Raw genomic sequence first — 18,120 nt, 5'->3', positions numbered from 1 at the left:
TACTTAACTTGAGAAAATGCTGTAAGCTAAACCCAGCTTCAAGAGTTTCGACTGATAAGCTCCGACTATGGTCGAACGCCAACCCCATGTTCACGGGTGGCTCGGATGACGAAGCGGTTTGTATTCACCACCGGAATAACCGGTGGTAATTGGTACAGACAAGAGCAACGCGAAAGGATCGCGCCACTCACGGCGCAGGTTGTCACATGTACAACGGCTCTGCAACCAAAGCAGCAATCTCTCTGAACCCCTCCCGCTCCTACCAGGAAAGCCTGCGTGCCGCAGCTGTCCCCGCGCGAGGCGGATACACCGCAGTCAGCATTGACGACTACTCCCGCATTTCTTCTAAGCGCGACGAGTTCCTGAACTTCCTTCTTCTGCCGAACCCCGAGGGCATCCCCGCTATTCAGTACGCCGGTCTGCGCGTAGCGTAGCATTAGGGGTATGAATTTCTCCGGTATGCTCCTGGACTCCGACGTTCTTGCGGAGATCCGTAAGGCGGATCCAGACCCCGCCGTGGTCGCTTTTCTGCGCCGCCGCTCGTTCCGGCACATGTACATTTCTGTGCTGAGCATTGGCGAGCTGAAGGGCCTGTACCCCTACCCGGAAACTGATCGCTGGATTACCGAACTTCTTGAGCGCTTTGGCGACCACGTTATTAATGTGGATGCGCGCGTGAGCCTCGAGTGGGCTGGCCGTCAGGCGCCGCGCGGCGTGCATGCTGTGGGTCGTGATGATGCCGGTCCGCTGCCTACCGCCGCCCTGGAGGGTCTGATGGCGGCGAGCGCGAGCGCCTATGATTTGGAGCTGATTTCTTCTAAGGCGCAGGTGTACCGTGCCTGGGGTGTTCAGGCTTCCAACCCGTGGACTGAGGATTAAAACTTTGCCGGATGCGCGTCCTCGCGTGCATCCCTGTGTGAATAGTTGTGAGAACCCGCTTTCGAGTGTTAATCGGAGGCGGGTTTCGTCGTTAATTCGTGGCATGATTGAAGGACGATGAAAAGCACCTCACCTATCTCGCGTTATTCCATGCCCATGCCTCTGTGGCTTCAGGGTGTTGTTGAGCTAATTGTTACTGCCCTGTTCTCTGCTGTTGCCGTGTTTGCGGCGATGTCTGCCGTGTGGGCGACCAAGGGTTTTGGCGACATGGAGTTCTCCTCCGTGGCCGCCATGTCGGCGCACCTGTGGCTTCTGATTCACGGTGTTCCCCTGGATCTTGCGGCTGCTTTTGGTGCTTCTGCCGGCACGATGACGCTGGTGCCGCTGGGTTTGAGTATTCTGCCGCTGCTGCTCTGTTATCGTTCGGGTCGTCGCTTGGCGCGTGCCTCGTATGAGGGTGAGTTTTTGATTCCGGTGCTGTCCGGTTCGGTGACCTATGCGCTGATTAGTTCGGCGATGTACGGTTGGGCGAGTCCGCATCCTCAGCCTCTTCAGGCGTTGAATGCTGCCCTGGTGCCTTTGGGTATTGTGGTGGCTGGTCTGATGTGGGGTGGCTACCGTGAGGCGCGTTCGCTCTCGCGCATGGTGGGTGTTGATACTGCGGAGCAGATTTCGCAGATGAGTCAGTATTCGCGTTGGGCGGGTTCGTACGCGTGGGCTGTGGTGCGTGCTGCGGTGGTTGCTTTTGTGGCGCTGATTGGTCTGGGTGCGGTGCTTTTGGGTATCGGTATTTTGGCGGGCTGGTCGCAGATCGTTGCCACCTACCAGGAGCTGCACGCGGGCGCTGTGGGTGATACTGCGGTGACTCTGCTGCAGCTGGGTTTCTTGCCGAACCTGGTAATCTACGCGATTGCGTGGTCGACCGGTGCCGGTTTCTCCTTTGGTGCGGGCACCTCGGTTGGTTTGACCAGTAGCGATGCTGGTACTTTGCCGATGCTTCCGATTTTGGGCGCTGTGCCCGAGTCGTTGGGCACATTTGGTCTGGTGGGTTTGCTGGTGCCACTGGTTGCCGGTGCGATTGCTGGCTGGTGGTTCTTGCGTGAGGGTGAGGATCACCTGGATGAGTGGGTTGCTCTGAAGGTTCCGTTCCGCCCGCTGTCTGCGCTGATTTCTGCAGTGGTGCTGGGTGTGATGACCGGTATTATGACGTCGTTTGGTGCCCTGTGGCTGGGCTGGATTTCGTACGGTTCTCTGGGCATTGGTCGTTTTACGGAGGTTGGTGCTGAGCCGCTGACTTTTGCGGCGCATACCGCGTTGACGGTGGGTGCCGGCGTGACTTTCGGTATGTTGCTGAGCCGTGCCCTGGTGCCGGATAGTAGCCGTGAGCTGCCTCGTTTTGCGGATGAGCGCCCGAACCTGGGTGAGCGTCTGATGAGTTTTACTGCTTCGGCCCGTGAGCGTTTTGCACAGGGCCGTGAGCGTTTTGCGGAGCGTCGTGAGCGTTTTGCGGAGCGTCGTGAGCAGCGTGCCCAGGAGCGTGCGGAACGTGCACAGCGTGAGGCTGAGGAAGCCGCTGAGCGTGAAGCTGAAGAGGCGGCTGCGCGTGAAGCCGCTGAGCGTGAAGCTGAGGAGGCGGCACGTGCGCAGGCTTCCGAGCACGTTGCTGAGCCCGAGCGGTCTGTAGCATCTGAGCAGTCTGTTGTATCTGAGGTGGCGACCGGTCACGTTCCGGTGCATCCGCAGGAGCCTGTGGTTGCCGTCCCCGTGGAGGCGACCGAACAGCTGGCGCAGCGTGCGGCGGCGGATGCTTTCGCTGAGATTGTTGCAGAGCGCGAAGAGGCGGCTGAAGAGCCTGTAGTAGCAGAATCCACTGCGGACGCTACTCAGGAGTCTGTCTCCGAAGAGCTTATTGCGCAGGAGAGCTCTGCTGAGGAGTACGAGCCGATTGAGGCCGTTCAGCAGGTCGATTACCTGCACTCTGCACATGCTGGCTCTGCACATGCTGACTCTGCGCATGCTGAGGATTACGAGAGTATCGAAGCTTCTGTTGAGCCTGCCTCCAGCGAGCACGCTACTTATGAACACACTGCTTATGAGCCCGCCCTGTACGCTCACGACCCCTCCGATGAGCAGACCCGCGAGCTGATTCAGGAGCCCGTCTACGAGGCTGCTGAACCTGTTGAGCGTGAGGACGCTGTCGAAGAGCCCGCAGAGCAGGCGCTGCGTTCGAAGGGCCGCGCGAGCCGCATTATGGCGTACTTCGGCTTTGGTCTTGAGCAGCCCGCCGCAGCGCAAGATGACTCAGCGCAGGATAGCTCAGCCGATGCCGCTCACGCCGCATCCGCCGCGCAGGATTCCGCTCGGGACCGTGCCAATGACCGCGCGCATGAGCGCGAGGCGAAGAAGGCGGCTAAGGCGGCACGCAAGAAGCAGAAGAAGGACTCAGAGCGCGACTTTGTGGATCGCGAACTGGATGTCCTCTCTGCTGATCAGGCGATGAAGCGCATCTTTGAGGTTCGTAGTCAGACCGGAGTGCTTCCGCTGGTGACCGATGAGGCGTCTACCGTGGAGCTGCCCCCGCTGGATGTCATCTCCTCGAAGTCCCAGGGTTCTAGCGCCCAGGGTTCTAACCCGCGTAAGAAGAACTAGCGCACTGCATTCTTAGCGAGGGGAAGAAGAGCTGGACGCGCCGGTGAGCTTGTCCATCGTGCCCTGGAACTTCTCGTCGCAGGTGGACATGTCGGTCTGAGTCAGCGCGGCGGCGCGGCACTCACGGTACTCCTGCGCGCCGGGCATGAAGGCGAGGCCAATGCCACCGAGCAGGGTCATAGCGCCGTAGATAATGCTGACGCCTGCGGCAATGTAGAAGAACCAGGGGCCGCGGTAGATTGCGGTGCGCACAATCGCAATAATGCTCAGGGTAATGCCGGCGAGCGCGAAGAGGAAGAGCGCCAAGAAAAGCGGCATCGTGGAAAGCACGAAGGAAGACGCCGCAAAAATCACCAGCGCGGCAACAATCAGCATGAGCGAGGTGCGAATATTCGCTTTCTGCTGTTCGATGGGGTCGATGGGCTTGCGCGGCTTCTTGCCCTGAGGTCCCCGAGGCTGCGGCATCATGTTCTGCGGTGCCTGCTGCGGCGCTCGCGGTGGAACCTGCTGGTTCTGCGGTGCACCGTTGTTCGGGGTGGGCTGCTGCGGGGTGTCGTTCGGAGTGTTGTTCGGGGTGTTCTGCGGGGGAGTAGACATACCTATAAGGGTACCGCCCCGTCTGCCCGTGACCTATTGAGTTTGCGACCTGTTGAGTTTGCGTCCGGTGAACCCCAGTGAGGATTCGTCTCGCCGGGGTTTCTTTGTGCTCGCCTTTGGGCTTTAGGCGTGTTGTGAACCTCTTACCCCCTTTGGATAAGGGTGTGAGACGGGTTATACTAGTCGGGTGCGAATTGTGGTTATGGTATCCGGCTCCGGAACGAATCTTCAGTCCATCCTCGACGCTGTAGCAGCGGGCGAGCTTCCCCTCGACATTGCGGCAGTGGGCGCCGACAAGCCCTGTCTGGGCATTGAACGTGCCCAGGCGGCGGGCGTACCCACCTTCCTGGTGCAGCCCGGCGACTACGCCGACCGCCCCTCCTGGAACCGCGCGCTGGAAGAAAAGATCGCTTCCTACAACCCCGATTACATTGTGTTCGCCGGCTTCATGCGCATTGTTGACGCGCAGCTGGTCGAGCGTTTCAAAAACCGCATTATTAACACCCACCCCGCCCTGCTGCCCTCCTTCCCGGGTGCGCACGGCGTGCGTGACGCCCTAGCGCACGGTGTGAAGATTACCGGCCTGACCGTCCACTTTGTGGATGCGGGCGTTGACACCGGCCCCATCCTCGCCCAGGCGGCAGTGCCCGTTCTGGATGACGACACCGAAGAAACCCTGCACGAACGCATTAAGGTGCAGGAGCGCCGCCTGCTCGTGCAGACCATCGCATCCCTGGCTGAATCTCACGGCGCTGCATCTGACGGCGCTGCATCCGACAGCTAATTCCGCCCACTAGATTTTTGCGGCGGAATGAGCCGAGCTCACACCCCGCCGCCCACACACGTTCCGTTGTGGCACCCGAGTACCCCTGAGGGGAAGGTGCACAGCGGCGGGGAATACCCCACACATATCCTGTCTATCCGGGCAGGCTACGTCCATCCACCAGCTGTGCCGCCGAGAACCGGCGTGCACGTCTAAAGCATCGGAGTATTTGTGTCTCTCATTGAGCTCGATCGCGTGCCCCTGCGCCGCGCCCTCATTTCCGTCTACGACAAGACCGGTCTGGAGGAGTTCGCCCGCGGCCTGCACGAGGCTGGCGTCGCGCTGGTCTCCACCGGTTCGACCGCAGCAACCATCGCGGCAGCAGGCGTACCCGTCACCGAGGTCACCGAAGTTACCGGCTTCCCCGAGTGCCTCGAAGGCCGCGTGAAGACCCTGCACCCGCGCATCCACGCCGGTATTCTGGCTGACCGCCGCAAGCAGGAGCACATCGACACCCTCGAAGAGCTGGATGTTGAGGCATTCGACCTGGTGGTTGTGAACCTGTACCCCTTCGTTGAGACCGTTGCTTCCGGTGCCGATCAGGACGCCATCATCGAGAAGATCGACATTGGTGGCCCCTCCATGGTTCGCGCTGCCGCGAAGAACCACGACGCCGTCGCTATTGTTGTGGACCCCGCCGACTACGCGCGCACCGTTGAGGCCGCTAAGAACGGTGGCTTCTCCCTGGATGAGCGCCGCCGCCTTGCTGCCGGCGCATTCGCCCACACCGCCGCGTACGATACCGCTGTGGCTACCTGGACCGCATCCCAGTTCCTGCAGGATGAGGACGCTAACTTCTGGCCCCCGTACGCTGGCCTGGGCTTCGAGCGCAGCGAGACCCTGCGTTACGGCGAGAACCCGCACCAGCGTGCCGCCCTGTACGTTGACCCCGCCGCTGCCCCCGGCATTGCTCAGGCGGAGCAGCTGCACGGTAAGGCGATGAGCTACAACAACTACGTTGATGCTGATGCCGCTCTGCGTGCCGCTTACGACTTCGACGAGCCGGCTGTTGCCGTTATCAAGCACAACAACCCCTGCGGTATTGCTGTGGCAACCCCCGGCGCGGCTGACCCGATTGCGGACGCTCACGCGAAGGCGCACGCCTGCGACCCGCTGTCCGCATACGGTGGCGTGATTGCCGCTAACCGCCCGGTGACCGCAGAGATGGCGCGCACCGTCAAGGGCATCTTCACCGAGGTTGTCGTGGCTCCCGGCTTCGAGCCCGAGGCCCTGGAGATCCTGCGTGAGAAGAAGAACCTGCGCCTGCTGGTTCTGCCCGAGAACTTTGCCCGCGAGGCTATCGAGTACCGCCCCATTTCCGGTGGCGCACTCTTCCAGGAGGCTGACCGCCTACAGGCTGAGGGTGACGACCCGAAGAACTGGACCCTGGTTGCCGGTGAGCCGGCTGACGAGGCAACCCTGCGTGACCTCGAGTTCGCGTGGCGTGCACTGCGTTCGCCCAAGTCCAACGCTATTCTGCTTGCCGATAACGGTGCCGCCGTGGGCATCGGCATGGGCCAGGTGAACCGCGTGGATTCCTGCAAGCTTTCGGTGGAGCGCGCGAACACTCTCGGCGGTGAAGGTAACGAGCGTGCCCGCGGTGCGGTTGCCGCATCCGACGCGTTCTTCCCCTTCGCTGACGGCCTGCAGGTGCTGCTGGACGCCGGCGTGCGTGCCGTCGTGCACCCGGGCGGTTCGATCCGCGACGAGGAAGTTATCGAGGCGGCTAAGGCTGCTGGCGTGACCATGTACCTGACCGGTACCCGCCACTTCTTCCACTAAAAATGTGTAGCGGGCTCAGCCTGCGCTGAGCTGCCCGCTGTGAGCGGGGCATTCTAGGGTGAACCTTCTGGTGAGCCTGGGATGCCCCGCTTTTTCATACTCTCCACCTGGGACATTCGTGTTGGAACATCTGCGGTGGAGCATCCGTATTGTGGGCAGTCGTATTTATAGAATTTTTGCTCTATTTTGCGCCGGATTTGCGCATGAGGGCGCGTCAACAGCGACCAGGATGCGCACGGATTGGCTAAAAGTTCGCTAGGATTAGGGTGTGCCTAAAGTCAGCGAAGAATACAAAAAGAACAGGCGTTCTCAGATTGTAGAGACCGCCCGCGAATGCTTCATCAAGCAGGGTTATCAGAAGGCTTCGATGAGCGAGATTATTGCGGCCACTGGCCTGTCTGCTGGAGCGATTTATAACCACTTCTCCTCCAAGGATGAGATTATCCTGGCGGCAGCCCGCATGGACATGGCGCCTTTCGACCGTATCCGCGCCGAACAGCCCTGGGACTACGTGTTCGGGTGCCTGAAGGTGCTGGACACCCCCAAGATTCGCCGTCACCTGCTCGTCACCTGGGGCGAGGCTGTGGCAATGCCGCAGCTGGCGACCGTGGTGTCTGAACAGCTGAGCTACCTGCGCGATCAGTCCCTGGAGCGCTACCGTGCCTGGGGTGCCGCTGAGCTGGACTTCACCGAAGAAGAGCTTGAAGAGTGGCTGACCGTTATCGGTGCCGCGGTGCTGTCGGTGCTGACCGGTTACGTGGTGCAGACCCAGCTGGTGGCTGGCGGTAAGAAGGAGAGCGCTCGCGAGGCGTACCTGGAGTACGCTTCCGCTATTCTGCGTCAGGCGTAGGGCGCACAGACCTGCGTAAACTGCCGCCAATAAGCCCGCCGGGGTGTGTTGTGCGCCCCGCGCCGGACTCGCGCAGACACCGTGAAAACTTCATCGTGATGCTTGGTAAAGCCCGTTTTCCTTCTCGAAGGAAAGCGGGCTTTACGGTATTATGAGGTGTAGCTCATATTTTTTCATTCAGGGTTTTCAGCCGCAGACACTGCCGCAGCCCCGATGATGAGCGACCGAAGATAACGCAAAAACACTCCCAGGAGCGTAATGTCCGAGCAGAAGATCCTCGAGATGCCCCTCGCCGACCTCGACCCCGAGGTTGCAGAAGCCATTGAGCTGGAGCGCAAGCGCCAGCAGAACACCCTCGAGATGATTGCATCCGAGAACTTCGTCCCCCGTGCCGTCCTCGAAAGCCAGGGCTCGGTACTGACCAACAAGTACGCTGAGGGTTACCCCGGCCGCCGCTACTACGGCGGCTGCGAATTCGTTGACATCGTTGAGTCCCTCGCTATTTCCCGCGTGAAGGAACTCTTCGGCGCTGAGCACGCAAACGTTCAGCCCCACTCCGGCGCGCAGGCGAACAACGCCGTCATGCATGCACTGCTGAACCCCGGCGACACCATCATGGGTCTGTCCCTGGCACACGGCGGCCACCTGACTCACGGCATGAAGCTGAACGTCTCCGGCAAGCTGTACAACGTTGTCGCCTACAGCGTGGACGAGAACGGCCGCGTTGACATGGAGCAGGTGCGTGAACTGGCGCTGGCTGAGCGCCCCAAGCTGATTATCGCCGGCTGGTCCGCGTACCCCCGTCAGTTGGACTTCGCTGCGTTCCGCGCGATCGCTGACGAAATCGGCGCGTACCTGTGGGTGGACATGGCCCACTTCGCGGGCCTGGTGGCTGCAGGTCTGCACCCGAACCCCGTCCCGCACGCACACGTGGTCTCCTCCACCGTACACAAGACTCTGGGCGGTCCCCGCTCCGGCTTCATCCTCTGCACCGAGGAGCTGAAGAAGAAGATTGACTCCGCAGTGTTCCCCGGCCAGCAGGGCGGCCCGCTCATGCACGTGATTGCCGCGAAGGCTACCGCGTTCAAGGTCGCCGCATCTGACGCGTTCAAGGACCGCCAGAAGCGCACCGTTGAGGGCGCACAGATCCTGGCGAACCGCCTGCTGCAGCAGGATGTGAAGGACGCCGGCGTTTCCATCGCATCCGGCGGTACTGACGTTCACCTGGTGCTTGTTGACCTGCGCAACCACGCCCTCAACGGCAAGGAAGCAGAAGACCTGCTGCACGATGCCGGTATTACTGTCAACCGTAACGCTGTGCCGAACGACCCCCGCCCGCCGATGGTGACCTCCGGTCTGCGTATCGGTACCCCTGCTCTGGCGACCCGCGGCTTCGACGCCGAGGGCTTCACCGAGGTTGCCGACATTATCGCTTCCGTACTGCTGCCGAACCCGGACATCGCTGCGCTGCGTGCCCGCGTTGAGGCACTGTGCGCCAAGTACCCCCTCTACCAGGGCAGCGAGAACTGGTAGACCCATGAATGACCCCGTTCGCTCAACATCCCTTCGTGGGTGCTGAGCGGGCGGGGTTATTTCGCCCTCTTACTTTTTGCTGCTCTACCCGCCACATTCGTTGAGGGACGTAGCGGGGGAGTGGTACCTCTAGGGGCACACCCTAGAACCCAACACACAGACCGTCCGTTTCGGCGAACCCGCCGCAATCTATGGAAGGAAAAACAATGCCCCAGATTCTAGACGGTAACGCAACCGCCGCAGCCATCAAGGAAGAGCTGAAGGAGCGCGTCGAGGCGCTCAAGGCTAAGGGTATTACCCCCGGCCTGGGTACCGTGCTGGTCGGTGACGACCCCGCATCCCGCTCGTACGTGGGCGCTAAGCACCGCGACTGCGCAGAGATCGGTATTAACTCCATCCGTGTGGACCTGCCCGGTGACATCACTCAGGAAGAGCTCGACGCAGAGATCGACAAGCTGAACAACGACCCGGCGTGCACCAGCTACATTGTGCAGTTGCCCCTGCCCAAGCACCTGGACACCAACCGCGTGCTGGAGCGCATCGCCCCCGAGAAGGACGCTGACGGCCTGCACCCGACCAACCTCGGCAAGCTCGTGCTGAACGTTTCTGAGCCGCTGGATTCCCCGCTGCCCTGCACCCCCAACGGTGTCATTGAGCTGGTGAAGCGCCACGGCATCGACTGGAACGGCAAGAACGTTGTGGTGCTCGGCCGCGGCATTACCGTGGGCCGCCCGCTGGGTCTGCTGCTGACCCGCCGCGAGGTGAACGCGACCGCAACCCTGGCGCACACCGGTACCGAGAACCTGAACGAGGTACTGCGCGAGGCTGACGTCATTGTTGCCGCTGTGGGTGTTCCGCACGTGCTGAAGGCTCACCAGGTCAAGGACGGCGCAATCCTGCTGGACGTTGGTGTTTCCCGTGCTGAGGACCCGGAGACCGGCAAGAAGAAGCTATTCGGCGACGTCTCCCCGGAGGCTGCGCAGAAGGCGTCCTGGGTTTCCCCGAACCCCGGCGGTGTGGGCCCGATGACCCGCGCGGAGCTGCTGGTGAACGTGGTTGAGACTGCGGAGCGTCAGGCGGCGTAAGGCTCGCAACATTTCAGGGCTGATAACTCAAAAGGGCGGTGCCCCGGTAGAACAATCTACCGGGGCACCGCCCTTCACACTGTCATCACAAGAAAAGGCAGATGCTAGAGAATCATCTCGTAGAAGTAGGCATCGGCAAGGTACAGGGTCTCTGCGTACTCTACGGGGCTACCTTCTTCGGTGTAGCCGGTCGCGCAGACCTTGAACGCCGCCTCGCCCACGGGAACCTGGTGGTTGAACGCCTCGGCGTCGGCGTCGGTGAAGAGCGCCGCGCTGGTGCGTACGCGGGCGTGCTTAATCGCGTTGGGGGTGTCGGCAAGCTGGTCTAGCGAGCTCATCGCACCGGACATCTCCGCCATCATGGCGTCCAGGATGCTGCTTGCGGCGGCCTTGACAAAGTAGGAACGCTCAAAGCCGATGACTTCGTGGTTGGCAAGACGCAGACGACGCACGAACAGCACCTGCTCACCCACCGGCACGGATAGGTGGGTGGAGATCTCTTCGGTGGCGTCCACCCAGCGGGTCGCAATCATGCGGGTGGACCCCTCAAAACCGCGGCGGCGCATATCGTCAACGAAGGTGTCCACGCGCGGAATGTAGGTGGCGTCGGTGCGCTCGGCAACGTAGGTGCCGGAGCCCTGCACGTTGTAGAGCAGGCCGCGTTCAATCAGAACCTTCAGGGCGCTACGAACCGTCTGGCGGCTCACCCCAAAGTTCTGCTGAATCATGCGTTCGGTGGGCAGCTTATCGCCGGGCTTGCCGGGAATAATGTAGCGCTGCTCAATGTAGTGGATGACCTGCTCGTACTTCGGGCCGGGAATCGGGGGTAGCTCGTAGCGGCTCTCAGCGTTGTGAGCGGTACTTTCGGATGCGGTGGTGCCCGCAGAATGTGAGGGGGCACCGTGGTCGGTGGTATGTGAGGAGTGTGAATTCATCACCCAATAGTTTACCGTTCAGCCAGAGAAAAAACGCGCACGAGTGAAAATTTCTCTTCCCTCAAACTGGCATAATTAAGATTATGCATTTTTCTAACACCCCTGCACCGCGCCCGAGCGGTCTGCTTCGCGTGGCAAGCGTGAATGTGAACGGTATCCGAGCCGCCTACAAGAAGGATATGGCGGCGTGGTTGGCGAGCCGTGACATCGACATTCTCTGCCTGCAGGAGGTGCGCGCCCCCGACGCTATCGTGCGTGAGCTGCTGGACGAATCCCAGTGGCATATTCTGCACGCGGAGGCTGCTGCGAAGGGCCGCGCCGGTGTGCTGGTGGCGACCCGCCGCACCCCGAACTCGGCCGGTGAAGTCCTGGAGAACCAGCCGGTAGCGACCCGCTCGAATATTGGCGAAGAGTACTTTGACGATTCGGGCCGCTGGGTTGAGGCGGACTACGTTCTGCCCAACGGTAAGACCTTGACCGTGGTCAGCGCCTACGTTCACTCCGGCGAGGTCGGCACCCAGAAGCAGGACGATAAGTACCGCTTCCTGGAGCGCATGCTGGTGCGCATGCCTGAACTGGCAAAGCACTCGGACCACGTGCTCATCGTGGGCGATTTGAACGTGGGCCACACCGAGCTGGACATTAAGAACTGGAAGGCTAACCAGAAGCGTGCCGGCTTCCTGCCGGAGGAACGCGCCTACTTTGACCGCTTCTTCGGTGATATCGGCTACCGCGATGTGGCTCGTGAGCTGGCGGGTCAGGTGCCCGGCCCCTACACCTGGTGGTCTTACCGCGGTAAGGCGTTCGATAATGACGCAGGCTGGCGTATCGACTACCACATGGCGACCCCGGCGCTCGCCGAAAGCGCCGTGGAAGCGGTCGTGGACCGCGCGGCAAGCTACGATGAGCGTTTCAGCGATCACGCGCCGCTCGTGGTTGACTACCGCATCGGTGAGTAAGACGCGGACCCACCTACAGATAAGTTTTTGAAGATGTGCTGCACCGTCCGCAGCACCGCACAGGAAGAACTGCACAGGAAATAACTATGGCAGACGAAAAGAAGCAGGATAAGTCCCTCATCCCTAACGCCTCTCAGCAGAAGGCACGTATCTACTCGGGTGCGCAGCCGTCGGCTGATTCGATGCACCTGGGTAACTACATTGGTGCTGTGAACAACTGGGTGGCGTTGCAGGACGACCCGAATAACGAATGTCTGTTCTTTATCCCGGATATGCACGCCATCACCGTTCCTCAGAACCCCGAGGAGCTGCGTGAGCGTACCCGCCTGACCGCGGCGCAGTATATCGCCTCCGGCATTGACCCGACCCGCACCCCGCTGTTCGTGCAGTCGCACGTGCCCGAGCACGCCCAGCTGGCGTGGGTTCTGAACTGCTTCACCGGCTTCGGCGAGGCCTCCCGTATGACCCAGTTCAAGGACAAGTCCCAGAAGCAGGGCGCCGAGAACGCCTCCGTGGGCCTGTTCACCTACCCGATTCTGATGGCCGCCGACATCCTGCTCTACCAGGTGGACGGCGTGCCCGTGGGCGAGGATCAGCGTCAGCACCTGGAGCTGACCCGTAACCTGGCTCAGCGCTTCAACTCCCGCTTTGGTGAGACCTTTGTGGTGCCCGATCCGGTGATTCTGAAGGAAACCGCTAAGATTTACGACCTGCAGGACCCGACCTCGAAGATGTCCAAGTCTGCGGCATCCGATAAGGGCCTAATCAAGCTTCTGGACACCCCCAAGGTCACCCAGAAGAAGATTAAGTCCGCCGTGACCGATGACGGCTCCGTCATCGCCTACGACCGCGAGGCTAAGCCCGGCGTCTCCAACCTGCTCTCCATCTACTCGGCAATGACCGGCGAGAGCATCGACGAGATCGTGGCACGCTACGAGGGCAAGATGTACGGCCACCTGAAGGTCGACCTTGCCGATATTGTGGTGGAGCGCCTCACCCCGGTGCGTGAGCGTACCCTCGAGCTGATGGACGACCCCGCCGAGCTGGACCGCCTGCTGGCTGTGGGCGCATCCGCTGCCCGCGAGATCGCTACGGTCACCATTGAGAACGTGTACAAGAAGGTTGGCTTCCTGCCTGCCGCCGCAATCTAGCGCGCTGTTCAGCCAGTCCGGCTGAGACGCCGCATTACCTGCACGATTGAGATGACAGCACAAGAGAACTCTTCGAGCCCCACGACGGCTCCTGTATCCCCGACCCTGAAACCCGGTCGCCGCTACCTGAGCGTTATTGCGCACGTGAGCGGTGAGAATGTTCAGCGCCTGGAAGAGTGGAAGCGCGCGGTAGCCGGTGGTGCGGTGGCGCCTATCAGCACCCACGTGACCGTGTACCTGACGGAGCTGAACGAGTCTCTAATGGCTGAGGTGCACTCCCCGCAGTTCCGCGAGGCGCTGGACACGCCGCGTTTTGAGGCGCGCTGGGGTTCGGTACACTCCTTCCGCCCGGTCACCGAGGTGGAGTACCTGAACCTGGAGGCGGGTAGGGCCGAGTTCGAGCAGATTCACCAGAAGCTGGTTGAGCTATTCGGTGCCGGCGCGGCGTCCTTCCCCTATGTGCCGCACGTGACCCTGGGTCACGGGCTCACGGAAGAGCAGGTGGCGAACGCCCGTGAGGTGTTTGATGCTCTGCCCGCCGAGCAGCGCACCTTCACCGTGGATCACCTACACTGCTACTCCTATGACGGGCAGGACTGGGAAGAGATGACGGTTCTGCCGTTGCGTTAGGAGCAGGCGTATCAACCTGGAAAACATAAAGAGAGATGCGACCGATAGGTTATCGGTCGCATCTCTCTTTATGTTTTCGCTAGGTTTATCTCAGCGTGAGATCCCTAGTGGGAGTGGCCCTCGTGAGCCTCGCCAGACTCGTGCGCATCAGCGGAAGCCGAGGAGGAAGCAGAGCCGTGCGCTTCAGCGCCGTGTGCCTCAGCCTCAACCGGTGCAGCGTTCGAGGAAGAGACACCCAGAATCTCGTTCGGGGTCTTCGGAAGCTCCACGCTCATCAGCTCCTTCGGCGCTGCCGGGTTCGACAGAGATACCGCAATGAGCTTCTTGGTCGCCGGGTCGGTCACGTAGGCGGTCTTACCGTCCACCCACAGTGCCGGACGCTCATCCTGCCACGTCTCAGACTCGGTCCACGCCTCCATTAGCTGTACGGATCCCAGCTCAGTGCCGGTTGCCGGATCGAAGACGCGCAGCTTACCGTCGGTGGTCAGCAGCAGCGCCTCACCCTGGGGGCCGCGAGCCAGCGAACGGAAGGTGTAGCTCACGCCAGAAGGCAGGGAGTAGACGGTGCGGGTTGCCGCAACGGTGTCGATAATGGAGAACTTCTCGGGGCGCTCCAGCTTAGCGTCCTTGTCGGTCTTGTAGTCCGCCAGAACGTACTGGGAGTCAGCCTTACCGGCCTGGTTACCCGAGCGCGAGTACGGGTCCTCGGGGTTGGTGATCTTGGTGAACTTGCCGTCCTTGTAGACCATCGCGCCGTCGGTGCAGCCGATGGAGAACGCGCCGTCCTTAGCGATGGCTTCACCGTGAACGCCGGGGCAGGCGGGGCTCTCGGTGACGGTCTTGCCCTGCGCATCCACAACAGCGGCGCCGGTGCGGGTCTTCGAGTCGCCGACCGCTACCAGGTACTGGTCATTGGGCAGCGGGATTGCGAAGCCGTGGTGAGGCTTCGGCAGGGTGACGGTGGTGGTCTCCAGGGAGGAGGCGGTGCGCTTGTCGTGGGTCAGCTTCGCCGGGTCGTACACGGCGAAGGAGCCGGTGCCGTCGGCGAATGCCGCGACCTTGCCGTTGTCCTTGATGACGTGACCGGTGTGGTCAGCTGCAAGAGACAGCGAGGACAGCGACGGGGAAGTGGTGTAGTAGTGCGAGTGGTCGCCGTGCGCTACGGACCATACGCCGGTGTCCAGGAAGGTGTAGCTGTTGCCGTCTGCAACGACGAGGTGGCGGTTATCGCCAGCGTCGGAGAGGCGCAGGAAGCCTTCCTTGGGGATGTCTGCGAGCAGCTTCATGTCCTTGGCGTCGTAAACGAGCACGCCGCCGTCGTAGGTGATGGCGACGCGGCTTGCCGCGCCCTTGCCTTCGGTGATAGGGGCGGGGGTTGCGCTCGCGGAGGTGGAGGCGCTGGGGCTGGTCTGGGCGTTCTGGGTGGTCTGGGAGCCGCATGCGGTCAGGGCGAGTGCGGCTACTGCGCCGAGTGCGCCGGCACGGGTGAGGAAAAACTTACGGGTCATGTGCATGTACCAAGATTAACATGAGAATGGTTCTCTATAGTGGTTGATCCTTGGCTCGTATCAGAGTCTGGAAGTGCAATCTGCGCGGGGTGTGTAAGGTATTCTGCCCCTGCCCAGCCGAAGGAAGTGTCCTTTTGTGCCCCCACTAGGTGAAAGCCTTGAATCGACTCGCGAAATGGCTCATCAGGGCATAAAAAACCGGCTCCCTTCCGAAAAGAAGAGAGCCGGTTTCTAGAGGTGTCTTTTGCTCGAGTAGGGTTCAAGCGCCTACTCGGAGCTAAACATTTAGGGCTAAAAACTTAGAGGAGGTTGTTCAGGCCTCGCGCCTTGACCTCACCCACTGCATCCTTGACAGCCTGTGCCTTGGAGCGCGGAGCGACCAACAGGGCGTCGGGGGTGTCCACCACAACGATATCGTCGAGGCCAAGGATAGAGATCTTGCGGTCGGTATTCGCGACAATAATGCCGGAACAACCGTGGTTGATAACGTTATCCTTCTCGCCGAGAATGGTCAGCTCTTCGCCGCTCTTCTCGGTGTTCAGGCGTGCCACAGCGTCGAAGTCTCCCACATCGTCCCAGCTGAAGGAACCGGGAACCATTGCAACGTCGCCCGCTGCCGCAGCGGGCTCAGCCACAGCGTAGTCGATAGCGGTCTTGGGCAGGGTCTCCCAGACGCGGTCCATAACAGCCTCACGCTCGGGGGTGTCCCAAGCGTTAGCAATTTCCATGATGCCCGCGTACAGCTCGGGCTCGTTCGCCTCGAGGTGCTTGAGCATCAGAGCCGCCGGTGCCACGAACATGCCTGCGTTCCAGGTGTACTCACCGGAGTCCAGGTACTTCTGTGCGGTAGCGGCATCGGGCTTCTCCACGAAGGTGTCCACAGCCTGAGCGTTGGGGGCGTCCTCAATACCCAGGGACTCGCTGGCGTGGATGTAGCCAAACGCGCTGGAGGGCTCGGTGGGGGTAATACCGATGGTGACAATCTTGCCGGTTGCCGCGGTGATGACAGCTTCGGTCACCACACGGTGGAATTCATCCACGGGGCTGATCACGTGGTCAGCTGCGAAGGAGCCAATGATGGCGTCCGGTTCGCGGCGGTGGATGATAGCGCAAGCCAGGCCGATAGCTGCAGCCGAATCCTTGGGGGAGGGCTCCAGTACCAGGTCAGCGGCACGCAGTTCAGGAATCTGCTGGGTGACCGCATTGGCGTGCGAAGTACCGGTAACCACCATGACGGAACCATTGCTGAGATCGATGAGACGGTCGTAGGTGTCACGCAACAAGGAATTGCCCGACGAGGTGAGGTCGAGCAGGAACTTCGGGGCGTGCGCGCGGGATAGAGGCCACAAACGCGAGCCAACACCGCCGGCGGGAATAAGCGGGCGGAATCGAGTGAGTGCAGTATTCATCGCTTCAAGAATAGCGGGTCAATTTGTCATATATCGAATTCTTTTAGGGTTTAAACAAAAAGTGTCAGATGGCTCTCATTTAGGCGATGTTTGAGGTTAGGTTAAGGTAAGTCCCGCACAAACACAGGGAAGTAGGCGATATCGCAATAAAAACATGCTCTAATTCCCTTTTAGAACCTGTAAAAAAACCCTAAACAGGGTGTCAGTAAGCTGTGAATTTACCTGATATCTTGGAAGTAACAGACGAACAAAAAGCAGTCGGTGAGCACACAGCTGTGCCTGGAAGCTGGAGCCTAAAAATGCGGTACCAGAACCCAGACGCTCGCCGTCGCAGCAGGAGGTTATTCAGTGTTGAATGGTTCTAAAGGAACCCTCTACCGCGGCCGCTGGGGCATGTGGTCCTGGGTTGCTCATCGCATTACCGGTATCGCGATTTTCTTCTTCCTTCTTGTACACATCCTAGATACTGCCGTCGTGCGTATCTCCCCGGAGGCCTACAACGGTGTACTGAGCCTGTACAAGAACCCCATCATGGGCCTGGGTGAGACCGCGCTTGTCGCCGCCATCGTCTACCACGCGTTCAACGGTATTCGCATTATCCTCATTGACTTCTGGGGTAAGGCAACCAACTCGCACGTGGAGCACATTCAGGCGAAGAACAAGGACGGCAACGTCGAAATCAGCCAGAAGGCAACCTACACGCACATCAAGATTCTCTGGGTTGTGCTTTTCCTCTGGGCAATTACCGTTGCGGGCTTCGCAGCGCGTCACCTGCCGATCGTTTTCTCGCACATGGGAGGTCACTAAACTATGGCTACTCCGCTTAAGCCCCGCACCTATGTACCCCGTCTGCGTGACAACCGCATCGACGGTGTGAAGTACAACCGCTCCTCCTCCAAGCGCAACAACTTTGAGATGTTCGCTTGGCTGGGTATGCGCCTGTCCGGCGTCGTACTCGTCGTGCTGATTTTCGGCCACCTGTTCTCCAACCTCATGGTCGGCGACGGCATCCACGCCATCGACTTCGGCTTCGTGGGCGGCAAGTGGGCGAACCCCTTCTGGCAGGTCTGGGATCTGCTGCTGCTCTGGCTGGCTATGCTGCACGGTGCTAACGGCATCCGCGTCATCATCGATGACTACGCAGAGAAGGACCGCCTGCGCGTTTGGCTGAAGGTGATCCTCTTCGCAGCATGCGCATTCGTCCTGCTGGTTGGTACCCTCACCATCTTCGCGTTCGACCCCTGCCCCTCCGGCGCAGCGGCTGAACTGCTCCCCAGCTTCTGCTCGGCACGCTAACGGCGACGTATCCGAGACAAACGAAAACATCTAA

17 protein-coding genes and 1 riboswitch are annotated in these 18,120 nt (G+C 60.8%); of the genes, 13 read left to right on the top strand and 4 right to left on the bottom strand.

Features of this window, described 5'->3' with window-relative positions:
* Positions 1 to 36: 36 nt before the first annotated feature.
* Positions 37 to 171, top strand: a riboswitch (SAM riboswitch).
* Positions 172 to 206: 35 nt separating this feature from the next.
* The 3 genes from HMPREF2765_RS04455 (at position 207) to HMPREF2765_RS04445 (ending at position 3,528) form a co-directional block, all read left to right on the top strand.
* Positions 207 to 434 (top strand): nuclease PIN, encoded by a 228-nt coding sequence (locus tag HMPREF2765_RS04455; RefSeq protein WP_070604408.1) that lies wholly within the window; start codon positions 207 to 209, stop codon positions 432 to 434.
* A 10-nt stretch (positions 435 to 444) separates the two neighbouring features.
* Positions 445 to 879: a PIN domain-containing protein gene (locus HMPREF2765_RS04450; RefSeq protein WP_049341485.1), complete on the top strand. Its 435-nt coding sequence runs from the start codon at positions 445 to 447 to the stop codon at positions 877 to 879.
* Positions 880 to 996: 117 nt separating this feature from the next.
* The gene (locus HMPREF2765_RS04445) at positions 997 to 3,528 is read left to right on the top strand and encodes a cell division protein PerM (protein WP_070604406.1); all 2,532 of its coding nucleotides are present in this window, start codon (positions 997 to 999) and stop codon (positions 3,526 to 3,528) included.
* A gap of 12 nt (positions 3,529 to 3,540) precedes the next feature.
* Here the strand turns inward: HMPREF2765_RS04445 and HMPREF2765_RS04440 are convergent, their stop codons facing one another.
* Positions 3,541 to 4,125, bottom strand: coding sequence for a 4-hydroxyphenylpyruvate dioxygenase (locus HMPREF2765_RS04440; RefSeq protein ID WP_049362023.1), 585 nt, complete (start codon positions 4,123 to 4,125; stop codon positions 3,541 to 3,543).
* Positions 4,126 to 4,327: 202 nt separating this feature from the next.
* Between HMPREF2765_RS04440 and purN the strand changes: the two genes are divergently transcribed.
* The 5 genes from purN (at position 4,328) to HMPREF2765_RS04415 (ending at position 10,198) form a co-directional block, all read left to right on the top strand.
* The gene (purN, locus tag HMPREF2765_RS04435; RefSeq protein WP_044150744.1) at positions 4,328 to 4,909 is read left to right on the top strand and encodes a phosphoribosylglycinamide formyltransferase; all 582 of its coding nucleotides are present in this window, start codon (positions 4,328 to 4,330) and stop codon (positions 4,907 to 4,909) included.
* A 210-nt stretch (positions 4,910 to 5,119) separates the two neighbouring features.
* Positions 5,120 to 6,730 (top strand): bifunctional phosphoribosylaminoimidazolecarboxamide formyltransferase/IMP cyclohydrolase, encoded by a 1,611-nt coding sequence (gene purH / locus HMPREF2765_RS04430; RefSeq protein WP_070604404.1) that lies wholly within the window; start codon positions 5,120 to 5,122, stop codon positions 6,728 to 6,730.
* Between the two features lie 268 nt (positions 6,731 to 6,998).
* On the top strand, positions 6,999 to 7,580 hold the full coding sequence (locus tag HMPREF2765_RS04425; RefSeq protein WP_049341495.1) for a TetR/AcrR family transcriptional regulator: 582 nt from the start codon (positions 6,999 to 7,001) through the stop codon (positions 7,578 to 7,580).
* Positions 7,581 to 7,838: 258 nt separating this feature from the next.
* Positions 7,839 to 9,113 carry a serine hydroxymethyltransferase gene (gene glyA, locus HMPREF2765_RS04420; RefSeq protein ID WP_012904094.1) on the top strand — a complete coding sequence of 425 codons (1,275 nt, stop codon included), beginning with the start codon at positions 7,839 to 7,841 and terminating at the stop codon, positions 9,111 to 9,113.
* Positions 9,114 to 9,319: 206 nt separating this feature from the next.
* Positions 9,320 to 10,198 carry a bifunctional methylenetetrahydrofolate dehydrogenase/methenyltetrahydrofolate cyclohydrolase gene (locus HMPREF2765_RS04415; protein WP_070604402.1) on the top strand — a complete coding sequence of 293 codons (879 nt, stop codon included), beginning with the start codon at positions 9,320 to 9,322 and terminating at the stop codon, positions 10,196 to 10,198.
* Positions 10,199 to 10,302: 104 nt separating this feature from the next.
* On the opposite strand, the gene HMPREF2765_RS04410 is transcribed toward HMPREF2765_RS04415, so the two are convergent.
* Entirely contained in the window at positions 10,303 to 11,136 is an 834-nt protein-coding gene (locus tag HMPREF2765_RS04410) for a GntR family transcriptional regulator (RefSeq protein WP_049352140.1), read from the bottom strand.
* Between the two features lie 80 nt (positions 11,137 to 11,216).
* Here HMPREF2765_RS04410 and HMPREF2765_RS04405 point away from each other — a divergent pair, with 80 nt between their 5' ends.
* The 3 genes from HMPREF2765_RS04405 to HMPREF2765_RS04395 all read left to right on the top strand — a co-directional run bounded on the left by HMPREF2765_RS04405 (position 11,217) and on the right by HMPREF2765_RS04395 (position 13,873).
* Positions 11,217 to 12,092: an exodeoxyribonuclease III gene (locus HMPREF2765_RS04405; protein WP_005506814.1), complete on the top strand. Its 876-nt coding sequence runs from the start codon at positions 11,217 to 11,219 to the stop codon at positions 12,090 to 12,092.
* Between the two features lie 86 nt (positions 12,093 to 12,178).
* A complete protein-coding gene (gene trpS, locus HMPREF2765_RS04400; RefSeq protein ID WP_070542584.1) occupies positions 12,179 to 13,243 on the top strand; it encodes a tryptophan--tRNA ligase in 1,065 nt (354 codons plus the stop codon).
* A gap of 51 nt (positions 13,244 to 13,294) precedes the next feature.
* On the top strand, positions 13,295 to 13,873 hold the full coding sequence (locus HMPREF2765_RS04395) for a 2'-5' RNA ligase family protein (protein ID WP_049359268.1): 579 nt from the start codon (positions 13,295 to 13,297) through the stop codon (positions 13,871 to 13,873).
* A gap of 104 nt (positions 13,874 to 13,977) precedes the next feature.
* On the opposite strand, the gene HMPREF2765_RS04390 is transcribed toward HMPREF2765_RS04395, so the two are convergent.
* Positions 13,978 to 15,381 carry a hypothetical protein gene (locus HMPREF2765_RS04390; RefSeq protein WP_246824919.1) on the bottom strand — a complete coding sequence of 468 codons (1,404 nt, stop codon included), beginning with the start codon at positions 15,379 to 15,381 and terminating at the stop codon, positions 13,978 to 13,980.
* A 299-nt stretch (positions 15,382 to 15,680) separates the two neighbouring features.
* Complete coding sequence (locus tag HMPREF2765_RS04385) at positions 15,681 to 16,790, bottom strand: mannose-1-phosphate guanylyltransferase (RefSeq protein WP_012904083.1); 1,110 nt, start codon at positions 16,788 to 16,790, stop codon at positions 15,681 to 15,683.
* Between the two features lie 348 nt (positions 16,791 to 17,138).
* Here HMPREF2765_RS04385 and sdhC point away from each other — a divergent pair, with 348 nt between their 5' ends.
* Positions 17,139 to 17,597 carry a succinate dehydrogenase, cytochrome b556 subunit gene (gene sdhC, locus HMPREF2765_RS04380; protein WP_005506819.1) on the top strand — a complete coding sequence of 153 codons (459 nt, stop codon included), beginning with the start codon at positions 17,139 to 17,141 and terminating at the stop codon, positions 17,595 to 17,597.
* A gap of 3 nt (positions 17,598 to 17,600) precedes the next feature.
* Complete coding sequence (locus HMPREF2765_RS04375) at positions 17,601 to 18,086, top strand: succinate dehydrogenase hydrophobic membrane anchor subunit (RefSeq protein WP_005506820.1); 486 nt, start codon at positions 17,601 to 17,603, stop codon at positions 18,084 to 18,086.
* The last annotated feature ends 34 nt before the right edge of the window (positions 18,087 to 18,120 follow it).

The organism is Rothia sp. HMSC062H08 (genome assembly GCF_001810775.1).
Taxonomy (GTDB): domain Bacteria; phylum Actinomycetota; class Actinomycetes; order Actinomycetales; family Micrococcaceae; genus Rothia.
This window is presented reverse-complemented; position numbering and strand designations above follow the sequence as displayed.

Bases quoted from the DNA above. Each gene is read 5' to 3' on its own strand.
- HMPREF2765_RS04455 (WP_070604408.1), top strand. From the start codon at position 207: ATGTACAACGGCTCTGCAACCAAAGCAGCAATCTCTCTGAACCCCTCC.
- HMPREF2765_RS04450 (WP_049341485.1), top strand. From the start codon at position 445: ATGAATTTCTCCGGTATGCTCCTGGACTCCGACGTTCTTGCGGAGATC.
- HMPREF2765_RS04445 (WP_070604406.1), top strand. From the start codon at position 997: ATGAAAAGCACCTCACCTATCTCGCGTTATTCCATGCCCATGCCTCTG.
- HMPREF2765_RS04440 (WP_049362023.1), bottom strand. From the start codon at position 4,125: ATGTCTACTCCCCCGCAGAACACCCCGAACAACACTCCGAACGACACC.
- purN (WP_044150744.1), top strand. From the start codon at position 4,328: ATGGTATCCGGCTCCGGAACGAATCTTCAGTCCATCCTCGACGCTGTA.
- glyA (WP_012904094.1), top strand. From the start codon at position 7,839: ATGTCCGAGCAGAAGATCCTCGAGATGCCCCTCGCCGACCTCGACCCC.
- HMPREF2765_RS04415 (WP_070604402.1), top strand. From the start codon at position 9,320: ATGCCCCAGATTCTAGACGGTAACGCAACCGCCGCAGCCATCAAGGAA.
- HMPREF2765_RS04405 (WP_005506814.1), top strand. From the start codon at position 11,217: ATGCATTTTTCTAACACCCCTGCACCGCGCCCGAGCGGTCTGCTTCGC.
- trpS (WP_070542584.1), top strand. From the start codon at position 12,179: ATGGCAGACGAAAAGAAGCAGGATAAGTCCCTCATCCCTAACGCCTCT.
- HMPREF2765_RS04395 (WP_049359268.1), top strand. From the start codon at position 13,295: ATGACAGCACAAGAGAACTCTTCGAGCCCCACGACGGCTCCTGTATCC.
- HMPREF2765_RS04390 (WP_246824919.1), bottom strand. From the start codon at position 15,381: ATGACCCGTAAGTTTTTCCTCACCCGTGCCGGCGCACTCGGCGCAGTA.
- HMPREF2765_RS04385 (WP_012904083.1), bottom strand. From the start codon at position 16,790: ATGAATACTGCACTCACTCGATTCCGCCCGCTTATTCCCGCCGGCGGT.
- HMPREF2765_RS04375 (WP_005506820.1), top strand. From the start codon at position 17,601: ATGGCTACTCCGCTTAAGCCCCGCACCTATGTACCCCGTCTGCGTGAC.